Here is a 23,145-nt window from a genome sequence, read left to right as displayed (position 1 = left end):
AACAGAGAATGGATGGATTTATGAAAAAGTTTCTTTTAGGTCTAGCTCTTAGCCTGTCGGCAAATATGGCTATCGCTGCAACTCAGACATGGGATTTTACAGATACAAATAACTTCGATATCAATGGCAACACATACGGTAATGAGTTGAATTATAACGATAATAATGGTGTCGATTTGGCTGCAACAGCCTGGGCTGATACCAATGAGGTAACAACCGATGTATGGGGAAAGTGTAGATTTATGTTTTTTACTTTTCCTTGTATTACTAGTTCATCCACCACTGAATATATTGAAGAAGCAAAAATAGATTCCAACAATTATGGTTTGCTTACATATAATAAAGATGAATCTGCATTAGAGCATACGGTTGATAATTTTTTAGATTACGACATGATTTTATTATCGTTTTCCCAAGCTGTTAATATTTCTGAAATTGTTTTAGGTTGGGCTTTTCCGGATGGGGATATATCGTTAGCGACTTTTAATGATTTACCTACTCTGGCAGGTGAAACATGGCAATCAGTTGCTAATGCTGCTACAAATACTTGGTCTTTTTCAGGCACTATAGGTAACCAGACTATAGATGTTAGTACTGAAACTAATGGTATTGAAAGTCAATATTGGTTGGTAGGGGCTTATAACAATGTTTTTGAAACCTTAAACGACTGTTTTGATCATGTAGATGCAGTGAAAATAGCTGGTATTACAACTTCTACATCTACCTCTAATAAGCCAACGCCAGTACCTGAACCAGCTAGCATTATGCTGTTGTTAGCAGGCCTGATAGGTTTATTTGCTCGTCAAAAGCGACTTTTATAAACTAACTATAATAAATTATGATTTAAAAGGTGGCTATGCCACCTTTTTTCGTATAATACGGTTATAAAAATTTAAGAGCTATTTATTTTAAGGGATATTATGCGTTTAGCTGGATCACTTTTGTTATTGTCGCTATGTACGCCAACGGTTGTATTTGCCCAGGCTGATAATCAGGATTATGAAGATGCTTTAGCCGCATTCCATCAACAGAAGTATGATGAGGCTTATATTCACCTGAAAAATGTACTGCAGAAAAATCCAGAAAATTTAACCGGTAAATTATTATATGCTCGTTTGTTATTAGAAACTCACAATTATAGCCATGCTATTGACACCTTTAATGAGTGTTTAGCACTGGGAGCTGATCCAAATTTAGTGGTTATTCATTTGTCTTATGCATATTTGTTTAATCGTGAACCAGATAAAATCATACACCTTGCAGATAATTGGCGGTTAACGCCACACAATTTACTTGGCTGGCAAAAAATTAAAGCTTCTGCATTAGTTAATTTAAAGCAATATGTTAAAGCTGATGAGCTATATAAACAATTATTGTTAAACTCACCAAATAATGTTGCTGTGTTGAATGGTTATGCCTCACTACATTTAATTCGTGAGCGAGTGACTGAAGCTAAGCAACTTATTGAATTATCAAAAAGTATTCAGTTAAATAACTCTACAACTTGGCATTTAATTGGGCGGGTTGCTCAAATCGAAAAGCAACCAGAAAAAGCGCTTAGCTCATTTGAACAAGGTTATCAGGTTAATCCTGATGACCCTGTGATTGTACGCTCTTTAATTGGTGCTTATATTAAAAGTGAACAAATCGAAAAAGCTAAACCATTATTAGCACAAGTTTTACAAAATACGCCAGATGACCCGAATGCACTTCTGCTACAAATTAGTTTGTTAAGAGCTGAAAAGCAGTTTGAACAAGCTCAAGCTTTAGAAACTGAATTATTAAGTAAGCTATCCTTGTTACCCCAAATACAATTTGACGAATTGCCTCAACTAAAATTAGTTTCAGGAATTGTATCGTACGGGCAGGGAGATTATGAGTCTACAAGTAAATCGCTTCAAAATTATTTAAAAGATGATCCGCAAAACTTAACTGCTATTTCTTTAATGGCGAATACATTTATACAACTAGACCAAGCCAATGCTGCTATGAAGCTGTTATCTGAGCATGAGAATTTATTAATTCATGATGTTAATAAAGCAAATCAGTTAGCGGAACTTTATCTTACTCAAGGGGCTTATCATAAAGCCGATTATTGGATTTCTTTATTAATCGATACTTACCCAGATAACGATACGATTAAATTATTATCGGCTAAATTGGCAATGGCTCGCGGAAAACCAGAGCAAGCTAACCTTATCCTAACATCAATTGAAAACAATATTGAAACAAATACGATCAATCCAAATTTGTATACAAAAGCTGTTTTACTATTACAAAATAAAGCATACCAACACAGTTTGGAATTGGTAGAACAGCTTTTACAACAATCTCCCGATAATATTGATTATTTAAGTTTAAAGTCTGGAATATTGATTAAGCTAAAACAATATCAAGCAGCAGAATTGCTGCTGAAAAAAATATTAACCGTAGAGCCTAAGAACTTTGCGGCTCAGTTTAATCAAGCTAGTGTGCTGTATGAAACTGGGGAAAATGTTCAAGCCGATACTGTTCTAAAGCAATTATTAATACAACAGCCAAAACACTATCAAACCAACTTTTTAATGGCTTTAAATTTAGTCAGGTTACAGAAAACAGCAATAGCCATTGAAAAATTAGAATCTATTATTTTAAATAATTCAACGGCGACAGATGCAATTAATTTATTAACCGATTTACATATTCAAAACCAAGCTTATGATAAAGCGCTGAATACGATTAACCAGTTAGATAAATTAAAACCGCTTAATTACCAAGTATTAGTGAAAAAAGCTAAAATTTTATTGGCTCTTAATCAAACAAGCGAAGCCAAAGAGCAACTTAGAATATTAGTTGGGATGTCATTATCATCGGCTTTCAGACAGTTTGAAATTGCTAAATTGCAAGTTGCGGCAGGTGATGCTGAATATGCACAAAAAAGTTTTGTAAGGGCAATCGAATTAGATTCAAACACACTTATTTATAAACTAGAACTTGCTCGTTTATATTTAAACACTCGTCAGTTAGAAAAAGCAGATAAACTTATAATCAGTTTGGCTAAACAGTACCAGAAAGAAGAAAACGTCAGGTTATTACAAGCCGATCTAAAGTTAGCTCAGCAGGATTTTGAGGCCGCATTTAAATTATATAAAGAGTCTGTTGAGTTAAATAATGGCTTTTTGCAGCCATTATTTAAGCTGTATCAACTTGCAAGCCATCATCAGTATGCCGCTCCATTTGAAAATTTTATGCAATCGTTAATTCAAAAAGATCCAAATAATTTAATTAAGCAAAAATTGATGGCTGATTTTTATTTGAATCATCAACAACTAGAAAAAGCTAAATATCATTATGAGTTTATCTTAAATCAAAATGATGATTTTCAAACAGTTGCCATTTTGAATAATCTAGCCGTGATTTACATGGAGAGTGATCTCAACAATGCACTACAAAAAGTAGAGCAAGCCTTAACATTAGAACCAAATAACCCTTACGCTTTAGATACCAAAGGTTGGATTTTGGTTAAGCAAACAAAAATGACAGAAGGTTTACAGTTATTGCGTAATGCACATACTATTAATTCTGCTAATCCAAGTAATTTGTATCATATAGGATACGCCTTGTATCAGCTTGAACGTAAACAAGAAGCTAAAACTTACTTAAAGCAGGCATTGGCGCTGAATCAAACATTTTCAGAGGAAGAATTAGTACGGCAGTTATTAAATCAGTAAAACTGGCATAAATATTGACTCTGAACTAGCCTAACCAAAAAATTGGCAGTGGCAGGTTTGGAGCTTAATTTTGTCTCGTTTAATTCATTCATTATTTTATAGCCTTGTTTTAACAACACTTTTTGCTTGTGGTGGCTCAGGTGGTGACAGCGATCAAGGTGATGGGGATAACTCTGGTAACTCAGGTGTCACTCCAGTATTAGCAAATAATCTAGTATTATCAGCTAATAATTTACCTGACGAATGTGAATTTGACGGTCAGGTTCTGCGAAACTTTGCACAATGCGATTTGAGTTTTCAAATGCAGTTAACTCAGGGTCAAGTTTCTGACGCCAGCTTTGTTGGGCAGGTTTCAACTGACTCTGGTAATTCATGGCAAAATTTAACTACTAATAATCTGAGCTTTGTTTTACCAGTTAACCAGTTTAGTGGTGCCGTGTTAATCCGCGGATTAATGCAATATCAGCAAAATACCAGCCTTACTGATAATTTATCTTTTACCCTGCAACAAAATACCATTAGCTTGCTAGATGCCGGTGATTTTGCCAATGACCGTATTTATTATGTAGATCCTGCTGATTTTGCAACAACTCAACTCAGTTTTAAATTACCTACTTGTGTCGATGCTGAACAGGACTCAAGTAAAGTTGTACTACGCAAAAATAATCAATATTTGGTTGAGCAGCAATCTGGTGCAACTATTCAGCTAGCACGAAATAAGTTTGCCAATAATGATGTGATTAACGCTGTTTGTATCGATAGCTTTAATGCTCAGTCTTTAGCTCCGGGCAGTATTCAGATTAAATTGGAGGCTGATCCTGAAATTAATATTGCACCCGAATTAAGTTTTGCGCCTTTGCCTGCCAGCATTAGCCGTTATCAAAATTTAATTCGTGACGGACAAGCTATTGAAATTTGTTTAAACGCAAGCGACCAAAATAACGATGCTTTAACGCTTAATTTGGCGGCTCAAACCGGCGCCGGATTACAAAACTTAGCTTTAATTGATAATTGTCATACTCTCAATACAGATAATTTTGCCGGACAGGCATTAAGTTTAATTGCAACAGCCTCAGACGGCACAGACAATACACAAGTTAATTTAGATTTAGGAACGATTTATCCAGATTCATTACCGGTTGGACAAACGGTTAATTCAAGTTGCCAATTAGGGAGCTCGGATAAAACGGTGGCTGTTACCGTAACACCTGATACTGAGTTTGATACTTACTCTGTTAGTGTTATTCAACTGGCTGATAATGCGGCCAATAACACGGTATTACGCGAATTAGGGCAAGTCACCTCAGCTAACTTAACTTTTTCGTGCCAGCAATTAGGCACAACTCGTTATCAGTTATTAACTCAAAGTCGTGGCAAAAGTATTAGCAGCCAAACTTATACTCACTCGGTAACCAGTCAGGTAAACCAATTACCAGAACTTAACTTTACAATTCAGGGCGATGTATTAACTCAAAACCAAAATATAGTTTATCGCGATAATCAAACTTTAGATGTATGTATTGAAACATCCGATGCTGATGGCGACAGTTTAAGTTCTGAGGTGTTATTTCAATGGGAGAATTTAACTGCCCAAGCTTTAAATTTGACTAATAACTGCGGACAAATCAGTACAGAAGGGCGTGGCGGGCAACAAATTAAATTAATCGCAACGGTCAACGACGGCCAAACAAGCATTGAAAAACAGCAAAGTTTAGGTCGTATTCATACCGATACTATTCAGTTTGCCAGAACTCAAAGCCAGGCTTGTATTGCTGGTGAACAGGATTTAACTTACACCGTTAATGTGAATCCTGATGCTGAAGGCGATAGCCATCAACTAACCGTGATTAATGCCGATACGCAAGCTGTTATTAAAACTTTAGGTACCGTGACTTCAGGGCAATTTACGTTAAGTTGTCAGCAGGCACAAAGCCTTGCATTTCAGATAAAAAATGAAAGTCGGGAGTTAGTGGCTTTATCTCCGGTTTATTTACATACAGTTAGTGAAAAAGCAAATGAACAGCCAAGTTTAACTTATACGCTTGAGGTGCTTGCCTCAACAGCTGAAGAATCAAGTGGTGTAGATAAAATTGATGGCGCATTTAGAGATAATGATAATTTAAAATTGTGTATTGAATCGCAAGACCCAGAAGGTGAAGCGGTTAATATTACTGGCACAATTAAATTTGATCACCTAACCAATACAAATCTTTCAACTGAAATTGCGGTTGCGTTAGATGCCGAAAATTGCATGCAATTTTCAACTTATTATAAAGGCAATCAAAATTTAACTATTATTTTAGAAGCCAGCGATGGTGTTACTAAAAAGGATTTAGCTGAAAACAAAGGCATTATCCATCAGGATCAAATTAATACGCCATCCAGCCAGTCAGGATCATGTACTTTAGGCAGTAGTAATTTATCGTATCCAATTAACATTGAGCCAGATCCACAAGGCGATAATCAGGCGCTGACGGTATTTGAATACCCGTCTAATACTGAAATTGCCTCAGCCATTCAAACTGATGGGACAGGTGGCTTTAGCTTATCTTGTCAGGCACTAGCAAATAGTCAAAGTTTTTATATTCAAAATAAAAGCCGAGGCTTAACCAGTACCTCGTTAATTTATCAGCATCAGGTATTAGCACCAATCAATACTGTGCCAGAGTTGAGTTATGCTTTTGCAAATGAAAGCTATATCAATGACAAGTTAAGAGATAATCAAACCTTTGAGATTTGTTTAACGGCAACCGATGCCGACAATGATAACTTAACACTGAGCGCTCAATATCAGGTTGATGGTCAGGCAGAACAAAATATCAGTTTAAATAATTTTTGCGGCCAAATTTCTACTTTTGGAGCAGGCAATAAAAATTTAAATTTAACGCTAAGTGCTCATGATGGTCAGGATACAACGACGATAACACAACCTTTTGAAATTCATCAGGATACAGTGCAGTTTGCTTACACAGGTAGCCAGAGCTGTCAAATTGGCGATACTGCGCGTAATTACCAAATTACACTCAATGATGATACCGAAGGCGATGCACAAACTTTGGCTGTTTACCGAAGCGATAATGTTTTATTACAGGATTTAGGCACAAACCGCAGCTTTGTTTTAGGGTGTAATACTGCCGGCACAACAGATTTTTATATTGAAACCCGCTCAAGAGGGTTATCAACCCGTTCAGTTGTTTATCAGCATTTAGTTAGCAATACGGTGAATACTCGGCCAACCATTAACTTAACCTTAAACACAGCAGATATTGAGTATGTTGGCAGTGCAATTCGGGATAGACAAAATATTGAAGTTTGTGCTCAGGTTAATGATGCTGAGACACCAGCCGATCAGTTAAATGTTCAACTTTATTATCGGTTTGATAATCAAACCCTGCAATCTGTCGCGTTAACTAACCAATGTGGCACGATTGATTTAACTAACCGTGGCGGTCAAAGCTTAGTGATTCAGGGATTTGCCAGCGACGGAACCGCGACAGGCAATCAGGAAAGAAATTTAGGCACAATCCATAAAGATACCATTCAAACTGCCATTAGTAACAGTGGCAGTTGTCGGGTTGGTGAGCAAAGCAGTCATTTTATTGCCCGAATCGCAGCCGACATTGAGGGTGATTCTTATGCGTTAGATGTTATTGACGCCAACAGTGGCGAAATTCTAGTTGAACTAGGGCAAATTACCGCCGGTAATTTTACTTTACCTTGTGATGAAATTGACGCGATTGATTTTATTATTCGTACAACCAGTCGTGGTTTAACTCAAAATTCTATAGTGTATAGTCATGTTATTGATAATACGCTAAATGCAAAACCTCAATTAGATATTGAGTTAGTTGACGCCGAACTTGTTTCAGGTCAGGTTAGAGACGGGCAAACATTACAAGTTTGTTTATCGGCAACCGATTCAGACAACGATGAAATTAGTTATCGGGCGATTTATCAATTTACCAATGAACCAACCCGTACGCTCAGTTTAAATACCCAACAGTGTGGTTTTATCAGCACGTCTAATCGGGGTGGAGCAGGCTTGTTAATTCAAGGTTTTGCTGACGATGGTGTTGCCCAAACTACTCAACTTTATGAAATCAGCCAAATACATACAGATACATTAGCGATACCGTCCACAGTATCGTCAAGCTGTACTATAGGTGAAGAAGCCATTGTTTATGCGATTGATATTGCTGATGATGCTGAAAATGATTTACGTACCTTAACCGTTAACTTACTAAGTTCGGGCGAACAAATTGCTTTATTTGACGAAAATAACGACTTAAGCGAATTTGAATTTAGTTTGCCTTGTGAAACCGTTGGCCAGACTTTATTTACTATTACCGCCAGTAGCCGAGAGTTAACCCAAACGTCAGATACGTTTTCTCATACTGTTAATGCAAGCTTAACCAACCAAATTCAGGTTTGGTTAACAACTGCGGATCAAACTCAATTATTGGCTGAACAAGACGAAATTACGCTAAGAGCAAGTGCCGGAACCGCAACTCACCAAATTGATGTAAGTGACAGTAGTAGCTATCAGGAAATTAAAGGATTTGGCGCGGGTTTAACGGATAGCTCTGCCAGTTTAATTTTTGAATCAGAAGACAAAGCCGAGATTATTAGCCAGCTATTTGAGCCTAACCAAGGTGCAGGGTTAAGCAGGGTCAGAATTTCATTGTCGGGGTTAGGGGAATATGTTGCCAGAGCTGCACAAAGTTATAATGACCGACCTGCCGGATTAACCGATCCTGAGCTTGAGTTTTTCTCAACCGCTGCCGATGATGAATACTTTTTACCTGTGCTGAGTGATATTTTAGCGCAGAATACTGAAATCAAAGTGGATGCAGCTTCGTGGAGTGCGCCGGGCTGGATGAAAGATAACGATGCATTAAACGGTGGCAGTTTACGGCTTGAATTTTACGATGAGTATGCAAGTTACTTGGCAAAAGCTTTAACCGAATATCAAAATGCAGGCATTGAAATTGCCAGCTTTAGTTTGCAAAACCAACCTCATTTAGAGGCCAATTATCCGTCGATGAGCTTTGCTAATACAGATTACCAAAGCTTTTTCCAAAATAATTTATATCCACAGTTTACGGCGAGCCAGTTATCACCCAGCTTATGGATTTGGGATGGCAACTGGACCGATTATGATACTCAGCAAGACGCTGATATAGCCTTGTTTACTCAGCAAGCACTGGCGAACGATTTTATTTATGGACGAGCATTTGGTGTTGCTTTGCAATGTTATCAGGCAAATAACGGCGCGGCGGATGTAAGCCGGGCAATTAGTCTAATTAGCAATTTAACCAGAGCAAGAGACGTGTTTATCACCTCTTGCCGAAACCAGAATAATGGCCGAACATTTGGTCAATATCTGGTCGATACCAGTTCGGCTATGATTATGCCGTATTTAAATGCTGGTGCTAGTTCTGTATTGCTGGATAATTTAATTCTGGATTCTAACTTTGGTCCGGTGCAAGGTGGTTGCACTAATTGTCGTGCCTTGTTAACTAAAGAATCGAACGGTGACATTACCAAAAATGCTGAATTTTATGCATTTGCACATTTTAGCCGGTTTATTCAGTCACAAGCTTATAGAATTGATGCCAGCCAGATTAATGATGTACTGGCGACTCAAGCCTTTAAAAACCCTGATAACAGCATAGTGCTGGTGGTGACTAATCAAACCAATATTTTGCAGGAAGCTGATATCAACTGGCAGGGGCAAAGTGCATTAATTCAAATTCCGGCGCAATCTATGATGACTCTTATCTGGAATTCAGAAAACTCTGGTGTTGCCGATTTACAGCAAATTCAGCAAGCAAGCCTAATTGCGCAAAATGCTTTAACTCTGGTTGAAACGATGCGAGATCCGTCAGGTTTATATGCCAGCAAATTGAATTTACAGCCGACTTCGCGTGGTGAGTTATCGGTAGCGGCAACCGGGTTGGCTTTAGTTGGTTTATCAATTGCTGACAAAATGCAGTGGAATACCAGTGCATTAAGTTTGGCTAATGCCACTTTAGATGCGTTATTAGGCGACAATGAAGATTTTGAACCTGCCCGGGATGAGTTTGGTATTTTTGCTAAACAACTCAGCGTAGATGGCAGCGCATTAAGTGATAACTATAGCTTACTGGAAACGGCTTATTTATTAGCGGGTGCTCAATTTGCAAAACATGCGTTTGATAATACTCAATTGAGTGACAAAGTAGATACCTTATTTGCCTCGGTTGACTGGCAAGGTGTAACGGCTAATGCAGAGCAGGGGATTGCGGTGATTGAGCGTAATTTAGCACTAACTACACTCAATACCCAAGGGGTTTATAATCAGCAAATGTTATTAATTTGGCTGGCGAAAGAAGCTGGCAATCTACCGGCTAAAAATATCTGGGATAGATATTACGCCAGTGGAGAGCTTGCTAATCTTAATTATTATAATGATTACCCTATTCCGGCAGATGAAAATGGTGAGAGCATTTCTGCAACGATTCATCAGCTTAATTATTATTTAATTAATCCTGTTTTGGCATCAGCAAATTATCGTCAGTTATTTGCCAGTCAGGCCAATGCAGAAAAAACATATTGGCTGGAAAATCAAAATCAAGCTTCTTATATTTGGGGATTTGGTTATGGCACAGATAATACAAATTTACCGACAGCAGAATTTAACAGCCTGACACTACATACTAATACCGTTGCACATGCACCAAGCATTGCCGGTTTTGTTGCTGCCAATAATGAATATCTGGATGATTTATTAGCATGGCAAAATAATGCTGACGGCATATTAGAGACCAATATTAATTCAATCTCTATTCCGTGGCGTTATCAAACAGATGATCTTGCTTGGCAAAGCCAGCAAATTGATATGTTATCGCTAGCCCCTTTATTTATTGGGTTAGCATCTCATCCAGGTTTATTAGATATTCAATTTTTCAGGGCAAATAATCAGTCGGTTTATCAAAATTAAACAAGGAATAAGGCTTGAATCGAAAAAAGCGATAAAGCCTTTCTGTTTTAAATGTTTTACCAATTTAAGCTGTTGAGTAATACTGGTATCACATTAAGCGGTCAAGCTACTACCGCAAACAAATTTTAATTAAGTGATATGGAGAGATAGATGTTAGTAAATAAAGAAGGCCAGACAGTTCCTAGCGTTGAGTTTGTTGTTAAAACAGATGAAGGATTTCAAAAAGTTAAAAGCGATGACATTTTTAACAACCGTACCGTTATCGTGTTTTCTTTACCGGGCGCATTTACCCCAACTTGTTCGTCTACTCACTTACCGCGTTTTAACCAACTTGCGGATGTATTTAAAAAGCAAGGTGTAGATGAAATTGTTTGTATGTCGGTTAACGATACGTTTGTTATGAATGCTTGGGCTAAAGACCAAGAAGCTGACAATATTACAGTTATTCCTGATGGTAACGGCGAGTTTACCGACAAAATGGGCATGTTAGTTGATAAAGCCGACTTAGGTTTTGGTAAACGTAGCTGGCGTTATTCTATGCTGGTTAAAAACGGCGTAGTTGAAAAAATGTTTATTGAGCCACAAGTTGAAGGTGACCCGTTTGAAGTATCTGACGCAGATACCATGCTCAACTACATTTGCCCAAATGAAACGGCACCAAAATCAGTGAGTTTATTTACTAAACCGGGTTGTCCTTTCTGCGCTAAAGCAAAAGCGTTATTAACAGAAAAAGGCTACGCGTTTGAAGAAATCACACTAGGTAAAGGTATTGGTATTAACAGCTTGCAAGCTGTATGTGGCCGAGACACAGTGCCGCAAGTATTTATTGATGGCCAACACATTGGTGGTAGTGACGATTTAGAAACTTACTTTGCTAATGCATAAGTAGTTTTAAACAGCTAACCGTTTAGCGAGTTAAATTCTAAGCCAGATAATATAGCCATATTGTCTGGCTTTTTTGTCTGTGTCAGAATTTAAACTTGTAAACTTACTAAGGAAAATCAGTGAAGCTTAAAATTTATCAGGTCGATGCATTTGCGCAGCAAGTGTTTTCGGGTAATCCGGCTGCGGTTATACCGCTTAAAACTTGGTTGCCGGATGAGCTAATGCAGCAAATCGCGCAGGAAAATAACTTATCTGAAACGGTATTTTTTGTGGCGGATAATCAAGCTTTTAAAATTCGCTGGTTTACTCCGGTAAGTGAAGTAAAACTATGTGGTCATGCTACTTTAGCTGCGGCTTTTGTGATCTTCAATCAGCTAAACTATCAGCAAGATACCATTGTATTTTCATCTTTATCTGGCGAGCTAAAAGTAACTAAACATCAAGATTGGTTAGCTTTAGATTTTCCGGCTCAGCCAGCTCAACCAGTTGAGTTGCCGGATGCACTAATAAAAGGCTTAGGTAAAGCGCCACAAGTTTGCCTAGCCGCAGAAGATTATTTGGCGGTATTTGACAGCGAAGCTGAGCTAATGGCGATTAACCCCGATGTGACAGAGCTTGAAAAATTAGCTTATCGAGGTGTGATAGTGACAGCGCCGTCTGAGCAGTATGACTTTGTAGCCCGCTTTTTTGCGCCTAAAGTTGGGATAAAAGAAGATCCTGTAACTGGCTCGGCTTTTACCCAGTTAATGCCTTATTGGACAAATAGATTAGCAAAAAAAGCATTATTTGCTAAACAAGTATCAGCTCGTGGTGGAGAACTTAAATGCGAATTAACTGGAGATCGAGTATTTATATCCGGCCAAGCCGTATTATATCTACAGGGCGAAATTGAGGTTTAATAAAACAAGCGAAGATAAAAACGTTGTTTAAGTCATGTTTTAATGTGAAGTTTAAAAAATTATGTGTATTCAGCTTAGCCAACTTAATGGCTAAGCTGAATATTATCTATCCAAGCAGTTTGAGTATAGGTATGAATTATTGATCGTTTTGTTCGCAGGCTTGCAAAGTATTGGCGATTAAAGTGGCCACTGTCATTGGGCCCACGCCACCCGGAACTGGGGTGATGTAACTGGCTTTTTCTGCGGCGACTGCATATTCAACATCGCCAACCAGTTTGCCAGATTCTAAGCGGTTAATACCTACATCAATCAAAATTGCCCCTGGTTTAATCCAGTCACCCGGAATAAATTCAGGTTTACCAACTGCAACTACTAATAAGTCTGCTCGGCGTACGTGGCTTTCTAAATTTTTAGTAAATCTGTGTGTTACTGTCGTGGTACAACCGGCTAGTAATAATTCTAAGCTCATTGGGCGGCCAACAATATTAGAGGCACCAACAATGACAGCATCCAAACCTGTTACATCTAACCCAGTGCTTTCAATTAAAGTAATAATACCGGCAGGTGTACAAGGGCGTAGGGTTGGAATGCGTTGCGCTAAACGACCAATATTATATGGGTGAAAACCATCTACGTCTTTATTTGGCGAAATACGCTCGATAATTAATGAGCTGTCTAATCCTTTTGGTAAAGGGAGTTGAACTAAAATACCGTCGATAGCATCGTCGTTATTAAGCTCGTCAATTTTATCTAATAAGGCTTGTTGAGTTGTATTTGAAGGCAAAAAGATAGCTTCTGAATGAAAGCCGACATCTTTACAGGCATCACATTTTTTTCCAACATAAACCTGAGATGCCGGATCATCGCCAACCAAAACAACGGCCAAACCCGGTGCTCTTTTACCTTGTTCAACGCGTTTTGCTACCGATTCTTTAACCGATGCGCGGATGTTTTTGGCGATTTGATTGCCATCAATAATTTGTGCTGTCATACCTGTGTGTATCTCTTAAACTCATTTACTGCGCGTATTGTCGCATGAAAAAAAACTTTATAAAGTCTAAATTTAATTTTCAGCCTGCTTTTTTAACTGATAAAGCAAATCTAAAGCTTGTCTTGGGGTTAAGCTGTCGGGATCACAATTTTGCAGGCTTTCAACCGCTGGGTGAATTTGCGAAAGCCAGTCAAATTGCGCAGAGTGTTGCTCTGCCGGTAAAGGATCTGATGTTAGTTCGTTATGGTGACTGGTTTCAAGCTCATGTAATTTACGTTTTGCCTGCATAATGACCGTTTTTGGCACACCGGCTAACCCTGCTACTTGTAAACCGAAAGAACGATTGGCTGCGCCTTCTTGAACCGCATGCATAAAAGTGATGGTATCGCCATGCTCAATTGCATCTAAATGTACATTGGCAACACTTTCAATTTGTTCCGCCAAACTGGTTAATTCAAAATAGTGAGTAGCAAATAAGGTTTGTGCTTTTAATTTTAACGCTAAATTTTCAGCACAGGCCCAAGCCAGAGATAAACCGTCGTAAGTGCTGGTGCCTCGGCCTATTTCATCCATTAAGACTAAACTTTTTTCTGTCGCGTGGTTTAAAATATTGGCGGTTTCTGTCATCTCCACCATAAATGTTGAGCGCCCGCTGGCTAAATCATCTGATGCGCCAATCCGGGTAAAAATTCTATCTACCGGGCCTAAAGTTGCAGAGTCAGCCGGCACATAGCAGCCAATATAAGCCATTATGGTAATCAGCGCGGTTTGGCGCATATAAGTGGATTTACCACCCATATTAGGGCCGGTAATCACCAGCATTTTTCGGTTTGCATTCAGCTCTATCGGGTTGGCAATAAATGGCTCGCTGGTGAGTTCTTCAACCACAGGGTGGCGACCACCACTAATATGAATGCCAATTTCATCACTAAATTGCGGCTGACAATAATTTAAGGTTTCAGCGCGCTCGGCAAAGTTATTCAATACATCTAGCCGGGCGATATGATCTGATACTTGCTGAAGCTCGGCAATGTGTGGTTGAAAAACATCAAATAATGCTTCGTAGAGCTGTTTTTCTAGGGCGAGCGCTTTACTTTGCGCACTTAATACTTTGTCTTCGAGTTCTTTTAATTCAGGGGTGATATACCGCTCAGCATTTTTTAAGGTTTGGCGGCGAATATATTCGACCGGGGCTTGGGCTGACTGGGCTTTGCTGATCTCAATAAAAAAGCCATGTACCTTGTTATAACCTACTTTTAAGGTAGAAATACCCGTTTGCTCACGCTCTCGAAGTTCTATTTGTTCAAGAATATTTTGAGCCCCCTGACTTAATCGTCTGAGTTCATCCAATTCGGGGTCAAACCCTTGTGCTAAAACCCCACCGTCACGGATCACAACCGGGGGATTATCTACAATTGCATTAACTAATAACTCGCGTAGGTCACTAAATTCATTTAATAAATCTTTATATTTTAACAGTCCGGTTTCGCAGCTGCTGGCTAATAATTGTTTTAAATCGGGTAAACAAACCAGCGCATTTCTTAATCTTGAAAAGTCGCGCGGTCGAGCAGAGCGCAGCGCAATACGCGAGATAATACGCTCAATATCCCCAATATTTTTAAGCTCAGTTTTTAACTCACTGCTAAGCCCGCTGTTAATAATATCGCTAATAATTAAGTGGCGTTTAGCTAATACTTGTTTATTTAAAATGGGCTGAACTATCCAGCGTTGTAGCAGGCGACTCGCCATTGGTGTAGCGGTTTTATCCAGTACCGATAATAAGGTTTGGCCTTTGGTGCCAGATAAACTTTGATTTAATTCAAGGTTGCGAATTGAGATTGCATCTAAAAATAAATTTTCACCCAATTGTAATGTCCGCAGTCCACGTAAATGCGGAATCGCCGTTTTTTGGGTATCTTTTACATATTGCAAAACCGCACCAGCAGCACAAATCGCAATGTTTTCTTCGGCAATGCCAAAGCCGTTTAAATCTTGAGTATTAAACTGTTTGCAAAGCTGTCTGAATGCACTTTCGGCTTCAAAATCCCAGTCTGGTCTGCGTTTATTCGCTGGGCTGTTATCAATTAAGTTTACTGCTCTAAAACTTTCAGGGTACAAAAGCTCTGCTGGTTGTTTTTGTTGTAAAATAGCTTGCAAGCTTTCCTGGTTATCAATTACGGCCACTTCAAACCGGCCAGAAGCAATATCTAAACAGGCCAAGCCAAACTGATTATTATTAGCCTGATAAATGGCCATTAATACATTGTCGCGTCTTTCTTCTAATAATGACTCTTCGGTAATGGTTGCAGGCGTAATGACTCTCACTACTTTGCGCTCAACCGGCCCTTTGCTGGTTGCCGGATCGCCAATTTGCTCACAAATAGCAACTGACTCGCCCAATTTAACTAATTTAGCTAAATAAGTATCAACCGCATGATAAGGTACGCCCGACATAGGAATGGGTTTACCTGCGGTTTTGCCTCGGTGGGTGAGTGAAATATCAATTAATTCAGAAGCTTTTTTAGCATCGTCAAAAAATAGCTCGTAAAAATCCCCCATTCGATAGAATAATAAAATATCCTTATAATCAGCTTTTAAAGTTAAGTATTGCTGCATCATTGGAGTATGTTGACGTAGTGACTCTTCTGAATAAATATCTGATGTCATAAATTTAGATAAACCTGAAACGATGAAAATGTATTGGACTGAAATTGAAAATCAATCAAAAAAATTAGGCGCTATTTTAACGCAAAACCAACTCACAATTGCAACTGCTGAATCTTGTACCGGAGGCGGAATTGCTTACGCTTTAACCGATATTGCTGGTAGTTCAGCTTATTTTAATCAATCTTTTGTAACTTACAGCAATTTAGCCAAACAAAACTTATTGGGCGTGTCGGCTAAAACTCTGGCTGATTATGGCGCTGTGAGCGCACAAACGGTTAGCGAGATGGTAACCGGATGCCTTAAAAATGCAAATGCTGATATTGCATTAGTCACCAGTGGCATTGCCGGGCCGGGCGGTGGTAGTGAGCAAAAACCAGTTGGGCTGGTTTATTTTGGATGGCAGATCAAAGGCACACCGCCTATAGTTGAACATTTAATATTTAACGGCTCACGCACTCAGGTGCGAGAACAGGCGATATTACATGCCTTGACCAAGGCAATAAAAAATTTAGAAAAAAATATTGATACTGTATGAGTAACCAGTATACTTATTTGCATATTGACGAATTAGCTTAAAGCAAGCCGGAGAATTTGATGAGTGATAATAAACAAAAAGCATTAAGTGCAGCATTAGGACAAATCGAACGCCAATTTGGTAAAGGTTCGATTATGAAATTAGGGGATAACAAGGCGCTTGATGTTGAAAGTATCTCGACAGGCTCACTGGGATTAGACATTGCATTAGGTATAGGCGGCTTGCCTTGTGGCCGTGTTGTTGAAATTTTTGGTCCTGAATCATCAGGTAAAACCACCTTAACTTTGCAAACCATTGCTGAAGCGCAAAAGCTAGGTAAAACCTGTGCTTTCGTAGATGCTGAACACGCACTTGATCCAGTTTATGCCAAAAAATTAGGCGTAAACATTGATGAATTATTAGTATCTCAACCAGATACAGGCGAGCAAGCGCTTGAGATTGCCGATATGTTAGTTCGCTCAAATGCGGTTGATGTTGTGATTGTTGACTCAGTAGCTGCATTAACGCCAAAAGCAGAAATTGAAGGCGAAATGGGTGATACCCACGTTGGCTTACAAGCGCGTTTAATGTCGCAAGCATTACGTAAACTGACAGCTAATATTAAAAAGTCTAATACGTTATGTATTTTCATTAACCAGATTCGTATGAAAATCGGGGTTATGTTTGGTAACCCAGAAACCACAACCGGTGGTAATGCGCTTAAATTTTACGCATCAGTTCGTTTAGATATTCGCCGAACCGGTGCAGTAAAAGAAGGTGATGAAGTAACTGGTAATGAAACCCGAGTTAAAGTGGTTAAAAATAAAGTGGCTCCACCATTTAAACAAGCTGATTTCCAAATTTTATACGGTAAAGGCATTTCTAAACATGGTGAGTTATTAGACTTGGGTGTTAAAGAAGGTTTAGTTGATAAGTCGGGCGCTTGGTACAGCTATAATGGCAACCGAATTGGTCAGGGTAAAGCTAATTGCATTAAGTTTTTAGAAGAAAACCCAGCAATTTCAGATGAAATTGAAAAAATTATTCGTGAACGTTTATTAACGGCTGAAAAAGTTGAAGAAAGCCCAGCAGTTGCTCCGGCAGAAGCACAAGAGCAACTTGACGACGAATAAGTTTATCGATTAAACAAATAAAAGCGTAATTTAAAAGCAGAGCCAGATGTTAATCTGACTCTGCTTTTTTGTTTGAGACTGGCTAAAAAGCTCTAAAAGGGGGCGTACAATGCCTAAAGCTGGGCCAAATTGTTGTATTGTAAAATTTTATATCTATAACAATTTGTCTTATGCATTTTTTCTGTCACTGAAATTAGGCATCTTGAGGCATTACAAGTATAGAGCTAAATTAATATAAATAATTGGACGGGATTGTTACTAAATAGACCTGGAACTTTAAGCTAATATAAAGCAGCTAAGTTATTTGATTGTGTTTTAGAGTTAAATAGATCTTTTCCAAGAAATAGCTGGAAAATAAGGAAGTTCCCCAAAATGCCGCTGCGGGTAATGGCCCTTGAACCGTCAAGTTCAAGGCGGAAAATAACACTCAACCGTAGGCTTCTCGGTACATGCCGAGCCTGCTCAATAGCTAAGATGGTATCTTCCTAAAGTGTTAGTATCGGCTCAGGGACTTAACCCCTAGACGAACACTTCAGGGAACAAAACTGGATTCTATCTAATGTGCAGTTGGTTATTCAAATAAGCTTTTTAATTATAGCTTAATTTAATATCTCTGTTTAAAGCTAACTGCGCATTAAATTGTACACCCGAACAACTAGGTGTCTGATGGCGCGCACTATAAGCATGCTGCTTACTGATTGCAAGCCTAGTATTAATAAATATCTTAATCTTGAGTTTAGATGCTGATTTTTCCGGCAAACAAACATTTTCTTAAATTTGGCTACTAGCTGCATGTTGTTCACAGTGGTACGATAGGCAACAATTTGCCTAAAATTAGCTAAACATTATTCAATTATTAAAACCGGCAACTAGCTAATTTTTTATTCAAACTTCAGGTTAAATAAAATGACAGATATTATCTTACCCGATTATGACCAATTCGACTTTTTTTTGCATCAAAATGAACTGAAAGCAACTGCGGCTGAGGTTCATGGCATAATAGCTGGCTGTTTATGTGCTGGCATGCCATACAAACAAGCGGACTGGCTAGAGCTGGTAAGTGAATTTGTTTTACAAGGTGCAGATATAAATGCGCAGGCTGAAGATAAATTTAAAGAATTGTACGAAATCACCTATCAGCAATTGCTAAATATGGATTATGCATTTCAAATATTTTTACCGCAGGAAGATGATATTCCGCTCAGTGAATGTGCCCAAATGTTAATTGAATGGCTCGGCGCTTTTATTGCGGCATTTGGTAGTGCAATTGGCGATAAGTTTGTAGGCTTAGATAATGAAGTACGTGAGGCGTATCAGGATCTGTTAGATATCAGCCAAATGGATACTGACATGGAAGATGATGAAGAAAACCTCATCGCGTTTGAAGAAGTAGTCGAGTACGTCAGAATGACTGCTATTTTATGTTTTGGTGAATTGGGTGATCGCAAATTAGAGCAAGTTGAACAGCCAAAAAGCCCGTTATTACATTAATTAAAATCAGGGAACAAGATGATTGCACAGAGCGAATACCTAGCCAGACGAGAAGCTGTTTTAGCTCAAATGTCGGCCAATAGCCTTTGTATTTTATTCTCAGCCAGTGAACAAACCCGCAGTAATGACACCGAATATTTATTCAGACAAAACAGCGACTTTTTTTATTTAACGGGTTTTAATGAGCCGCAGGCTGCATTGGTATTAATCAAACAAGCTGATAACTCTACTCAAAGCATTTTATTTTGCCGCGCAAAAGATAAGTTGGCTGAAATTTGGAATGGTCGCCGCATTGGTCCTGAAGCAGCAAAAGAGTTATTTAATCTATCATCTGCTTATCCGGTGGGTGAATTAGCTACTCAATTAGTTGAGTTGCTCAATGGTAAAACGGCTGTGTATTGGTTGCAGGGTGAATCACAACTAAATGATGAAACTGTGTTTTCTGCCATTTTAGCCGTTCGTCAAAAAGGGAAATTTGCCAGTGCACCAACTCAGTTTTTTGATCTGCGTTGCATTATTCATGAACTTCGTTTGATAAAATCTGAAAGCGAATTAGCTGTGATGCAAAAAGCGGCTGATATTAGTTGTGATGCGCATATCAGAGCCATGAAATCATCCGCCGCGGGTAAATATGAATATCAGTTAGAAGCTGATATTTTGCATGAGTTTGCTTATCAAGGCGCTCGTTTTGCGGCTTATAACAGTATTGTTGCAGGTGGAGATAATGCATGCATTTTACACTACACCGAAAATTGTGATGAGCTTAAGGCTGGAGAGTTAGTATTAATTGATGCCGGTTGTGAGCTAAACGGCTATGCCGCGGATATTACCCGTACATTTCCGGTAAATGGGCGATTTAGTAAAGAGCAGGCTCAATTATATCAACTGGTTTTAGACGCTCAGCAAGCCGCTTTAGACAGCTTTAAACCCGGACAAACGCTCAGTGCTGCCACTCAAATCGCGGTCAATGTGATTACTCAGGGGTTAATCGATTTAGGTATTTTAACCGGTACACTTGAGCAAAATACCCAAGCTCAGGGTGATAACCCGCCAGCTTATCGCCAATTTTTTATGCATGGCTTGAGCCATTGGCTGGGTATTGATGTACATGATGTTGGTGCATACAAGATTAATGATCAAGACAGACCTTTAACCCCAGGTATGGTCATTACGGTTGAACCAGGTTTATACATTGCAAAAGATATCGATAATGTTGAGCCTAAATGGCGAGGCATTGGGATTAGAATAGAAGATAATATTGTGATTACAGAATCCGGCTATACCAATTTAACTCAGGCTGCACCTAAAACAATTTCTGCAATAGAGCAGTTAATGGCGGGTTAAGATGACTGCTGAACAATTTGATATTGTTATTGTTGGTGGTGGTTTGGTTGGCACTTGTTGTGTCAGTGCGATTCGAGCGATTGAAGCGCAATTGAATACGGCTATCAATCAAAGTGCAACCGAACAAAAGCCACTTAAAATTGCGATAGTTGAAGCACAAAATATTGATCCTCAATCGTATCATACTGTGAGTAACAGCTTTGATAGTAAAGCCATTGCTTTATCTTATGGCTCAGCTCGGTTATTACAAAAATGGGGAGTATGGCCAAGGTTAAAGAATCAGGTTGAGCCAATTACTAAAATTGAAGTTAGTGAACAATACAGTGCTGGATTTAGTTTTATCCATAAACCTGAGCATCAGTCAGCTTTAGGTTTTGTGGTTGAGGCGCAGCAAATTGGTCAAGCTATGCTAAGCCATATTGCGCAGTACAATATTCAATGGTTTTGTGCAGCTCAGGTCGATAATATTAAACAAACCAAAGATTATGCAGAGCTTGAGTTAAATACAGGCGAATCCCTGCAAGCTAAACTGATTTTAGCTTGTGACGGAGCAAATAGCCGAATCAGAGAACTGCTTAATTTATCCGGCCAAACAGATGATTATGACCAATGGGCACTAACCACCAATGTAGAAGTAGATCGTGAGCATAATAACATTGCTTATGAGCGATTTACCTCGCAAGGGCCGCTGGCCATGTTGCCAATGAAAAGCAACCGGTTTGGTTTAGTTGGGTGTGCGCAGCAACAAACCATTGAGCAATTAATGGCAAAAAATGATGCTGAGTTAATTGCCACATTACAACAAAGCGCGGGATATAAAGCCGGAAAAATTGTGCGTATAGGCGAGCGTCAAATGTATCCATTATCACGACGTTTTAGCCAGCAAAACTTGCATCACAGAGTTGTTGTATTGGGAAATGCCTCTCATACTGTTCATCCAATCGCTGGTCAGGGGTTTAACTTAGGTATTCGGGATGTTGCGGCAGTAGCTGCGCAAATATTAAATAAATTAACTAAAGCGCAAGATATTGGGCTTAATTGGCAAAGTTATCAAACTGAGCGCAATACCGATATCCGGCTAATTTTACAGGCCACCGATACTTTGGTACGTACTTTTTCTAATAACCAACCCATTTTAAAATTAGCCAGAAACGCAGGTTTACTGGCACTTGAATTAAACCCGTTAATTAAACAGGTTTTTACCCAAAGGGCTATGGGGTTTTTAAATAACAAATAATAGGTTAAGCAAGTGATAGATAAATTTGATGTAGTGATAGTGGGTGGTGGCATGATAGGGCAAACCTGTGCACTGGCTTTAGCCGAGGCAAAGGTAAAGGTTGCTTTAGTTGCACCTGAGCTAAATGCGCCAATCAGTCAAACTCAGGCACTTAGAGTGAGTGCGATTAATCAGGCATCAATTAATGCATTTAACCAGTTAGGGGTATGGGATTTAATTCAACCTAGTGCTAAAGCGCCTTTTGAGCAAATGCAGGTGTGGGATAAAGACAGCGCCGCTAGCATCGAGTTTTCTAGTCAGGATAATCATGCTGATGCTTTAGGTTATATTGTTGAAAACGCACAAATAGAAAAAGCGCTGACTCAATTACTGAGCGAACATGCTCACTGCGAACTTTATCAAACCCGTGTTATTCAAGTTAATCAAGATGCAAGCCAAGCTTTGGTGCAACTGGAAAGTGGTCAGTTTTTACAAGCCAGCTTATTAGTTGTAGCGGATGGCGCAGAGTCTAAGCTCAGACAAAATTTAGATATCCCACTGACGTTTTCTGATTATGGGCAAAAAGCAATTGTTGCCAAAATAAAAACCGAATATCCTCATCAAAATATTGCGCGACAAGTGTTCACACCAAGCGGGCCATTGGCATTTTTACCCTTAGCTAATCCAAATGAAATCTCAATTGTCTGGTCACAAGATTCTGATAAAGCTGATGAGTTATTAGCGTTATCTGAACAGGCATTTAGTAAAAAGCTGGCTGCTTGTTTTGATTGTGTACTAGGCCAAGTTGAGCTTTTATCTGAGCGCCTCTCTTTTTCGCTTAAAATGCGTTATGCGCAAACATTTATTACCGGCTCTGCAATTTTAATTGGCGATGCTGCGCATACGATTCATCCACTTGCCGGACAAGGCGCTAATTTAGGTTTAATGGATGCATTAGCCGTAGCCGAAGCTGTACAAAGTAGTTTGGCATTAAGTGATGAGATTAATTTAACTTTACTCAAACAAACCATGCGCTGGCGACAAGCCGAAGCGATGCAAAGAATTATCGCGATGCAAGCTTTTAAACAAGGTTTTGGCACAGACTTTTTACCAGTTAAACAGTTAAGAGGGCTGGCACTTAATTTTGCCGATAAAGCGCCGTTACTTAAACAAAAGCTTGCAGCTCTGGCGATGGGGACAAGTGGCAAGTTACCTAAGCTAGCTCAGGCTGAATTATAAATTAAGCTTAATGTAAAAAGAGTGTGCAAAAACACGCTTTTTTTGTTAAATTGCCACCGGTGGCAAAATGGAAT

General features: G+C 39.0%; 13 protein-coding genes and 1 other RNA gene. 11 read left to right on the top strand and 3 right to left on the bottom strand.

Annotated elements, in window-relative coordinates:
- Window positions 1-20 precede the first annotated feature (20 nt).
- From xdp1 to N7931_RS01675, 5 genes are all read left to right on the top strand, one after another.
- Window positions 21-821: an exosortase-dependent surface protein XDP1 gene (xdp1, locus tag N7931_RS01695; protein WP_262791510.1), complete on the top strand. Its 801-nt coding sequence runs from the start codon at window positions 21-23 to the stop codon at window positions 819-821.
- Between the two features lie 99 nt (window positions 822-920).
- Complete coding sequence (gene prsT, locus N7931_RS01690; RefSeq protein ID WP_262791509.1) at window positions 921-3,710, top strand: XrtA/PEP-CTERM system TPR-repeat protein PrsT; 2,790 nt, start codon at window positions 921-923, stop codon at window positions 3,708-3,710.
- Between the two features lie 70 nt (window positions 3,711-3,780).
- Window positions 3,781-10,692 (top strand): glycoside hydrolase family 30 protein, encoded by a 6,912-nt coding sequence (locus N7931_RS01685; RefSeq protein ID WP_262791508.1) that lies wholly within the window; start codon window positions 3,781-3,783, stop codon window positions 10,690-10,692.
- Between the two features lie 150 nt (window positions 10,693-10,842).
- Window positions 10,843-11,577: a glutathione peroxidase gene (locus N7931_RS01680; RefSeq protein ID WP_262791507.1), complete on the top strand. Its 735-nt coding sequence runs from the start codon at window positions 10,843-10,845 to the stop codon at window positions 11,575-11,577.
- 119 nt (window positions 11,578-11,696) lie between these two features.
- Window positions 11,697-12,476, top strand: coding sequence for a PhzF family phenazine biosynthesis protein (locus N7931_RS01675; RefSeq protein ID WP_262791506.1), 780 nt, complete (start codon window positions 11,697-11,699; stop codon window positions 12,474-12,476).
- Window positions 12,477-12,612: 136 nt separating this feature from the next.
- On the opposite strand, the gene folD is transcribed toward N7931_RS01675, so the two are convergent.
- Together folD and mutS are read right to left on the bottom strand one after the other, a co-directional pair.
- Window positions 12,613-13,467, bottom strand: coding sequence for a bifunctional methylenetetrahydrofolate dehydrogenase/methenyltetrahydrofolate cyclohydrolase FolD (gene folD, locus N7931_RS01670; RefSeq protein WP_262791505.1), 855 nt, complete (start codon window positions 13,465-13,467; stop codon window positions 12,613-12,615).
- A 72-nt stretch (window positions 13,468-13,539) separates the two neighbouring features.
- Entirely contained in the window at window positions 13,540-16,134 is a 2,595-nt protein-coding gene (mutS, locus tag N7931_RS01665) for a DNA mismatch repair protein MutS (protein ID WP_262791504.1), read from the bottom strand.
- 28 nt (window positions 16,135-16,162) lie between these two features.
- Here mutS and N7931_RS01660 point away from each other — a divergent pair, with 28 nt between their 5' ends.
- Window positions 16,163-16,669 carry a CinA family protein gene (locus N7931_RS01660; RefSeq protein WP_410369323.1) on the top strand — a complete coding sequence of 169 codons (507 nt, stop codon included), beginning with the start codon at window positions 16,163-16,165 and terminating at the stop codon, window positions 16,667-16,669.
- Between the two features lie 59 nt (window positions 16,670-16,728).
- A complete protein-coding gene (gene recA, locus N7931_RS01655; protein ID WP_262791502.1) occupies window positions 16,729-17,781 on the top strand; it encodes a recombinase RecA in 1,053 nt (350 codons plus the stop codon).
- Window positions 17,782-18,141: 360 nt separating this feature from the next.
- Here recA and ssrS read toward each other — a convergent pair.
- Window positions 18,142-18,323: non-coding RNA, 6S RNA (gene ssrS, locus N7931_RS01650), on the bottom strand.
- A gap of 364 nt (window positions 18,324-18,687) precedes the next feature.
- On the opposite strand from ssrS, the gene N7931_RS01645 reads away from it, so the two are divergent.
- From N7931_RS01645 to N7931_RS01630, 4 genes are read left to right on the top strand one after another with little or no spacing between them, the layout of a single operon-like run.
- Window positions 18,688-19,272, top strand: a complete 585-nt coding sequence (locus tag N7931_RS01645; RefSeq protein ID WP_262791501.1) for a UPF0149 family protein — start codon at window positions 18,688-18,690, stop codon at window positions 19,270-19,272.
- An 18-nt stretch (window positions 19,273-19,290) separates the two neighbouring features.
- On the top strand, window positions 19,291-20,616 hold the full coding sequence (pepP, locus tag N7931_RS01640; protein WP_262791500.1) for a Xaa-Pro aminopeptidase: 1,326 nt from the start codon (window positions 19,291-19,293) through the stop codon (window positions 20,614-20,616).
- Between the two features lies 1 nt (window position 20,617).
- Window positions 20,618-21,853 carry an FAD-dependent monooxygenase gene (locus N7931_RS01635; protein ID WP_262791499.1) on the top strand — a complete coding sequence of 412 codons (1,236 nt, stop codon included), beginning with the start codon at window positions 20,618-20,620 and terminating at the stop codon, window positions 21,851-21,853.
- 12 nt (window positions 21,854-21,865) lie between these two features.
- Window positions 21,866-23,071, top strand: a complete 1,206-nt coding sequence (locus tag N7931_RS01630; RefSeq protein WP_262791498.1) for a UbiH/UbiF/VisC/COQ6 family ubiquinone biosynthesis hydroxylase — start codon at window positions 21,866-21,868, stop codon at window positions 23,069-23,071.
- The last annotated feature ends 74 nt before the right edge of the window (window positions 23,072-23,145 follow it).

The organism is Catenovulum sp. 2E275, from assembly GCF_025515275.1.
Lineage (GTDB): Bacteria > Pseudomonadota > Gammaproteobacteria > Enterobacterales > Alteromonadaceae > Catenovulum.
The sequence above is the reverse complement of the archived record's forward strand: the minus strand, read 5'-3'. Positions and strand labels throughout refer to the sequence as shown.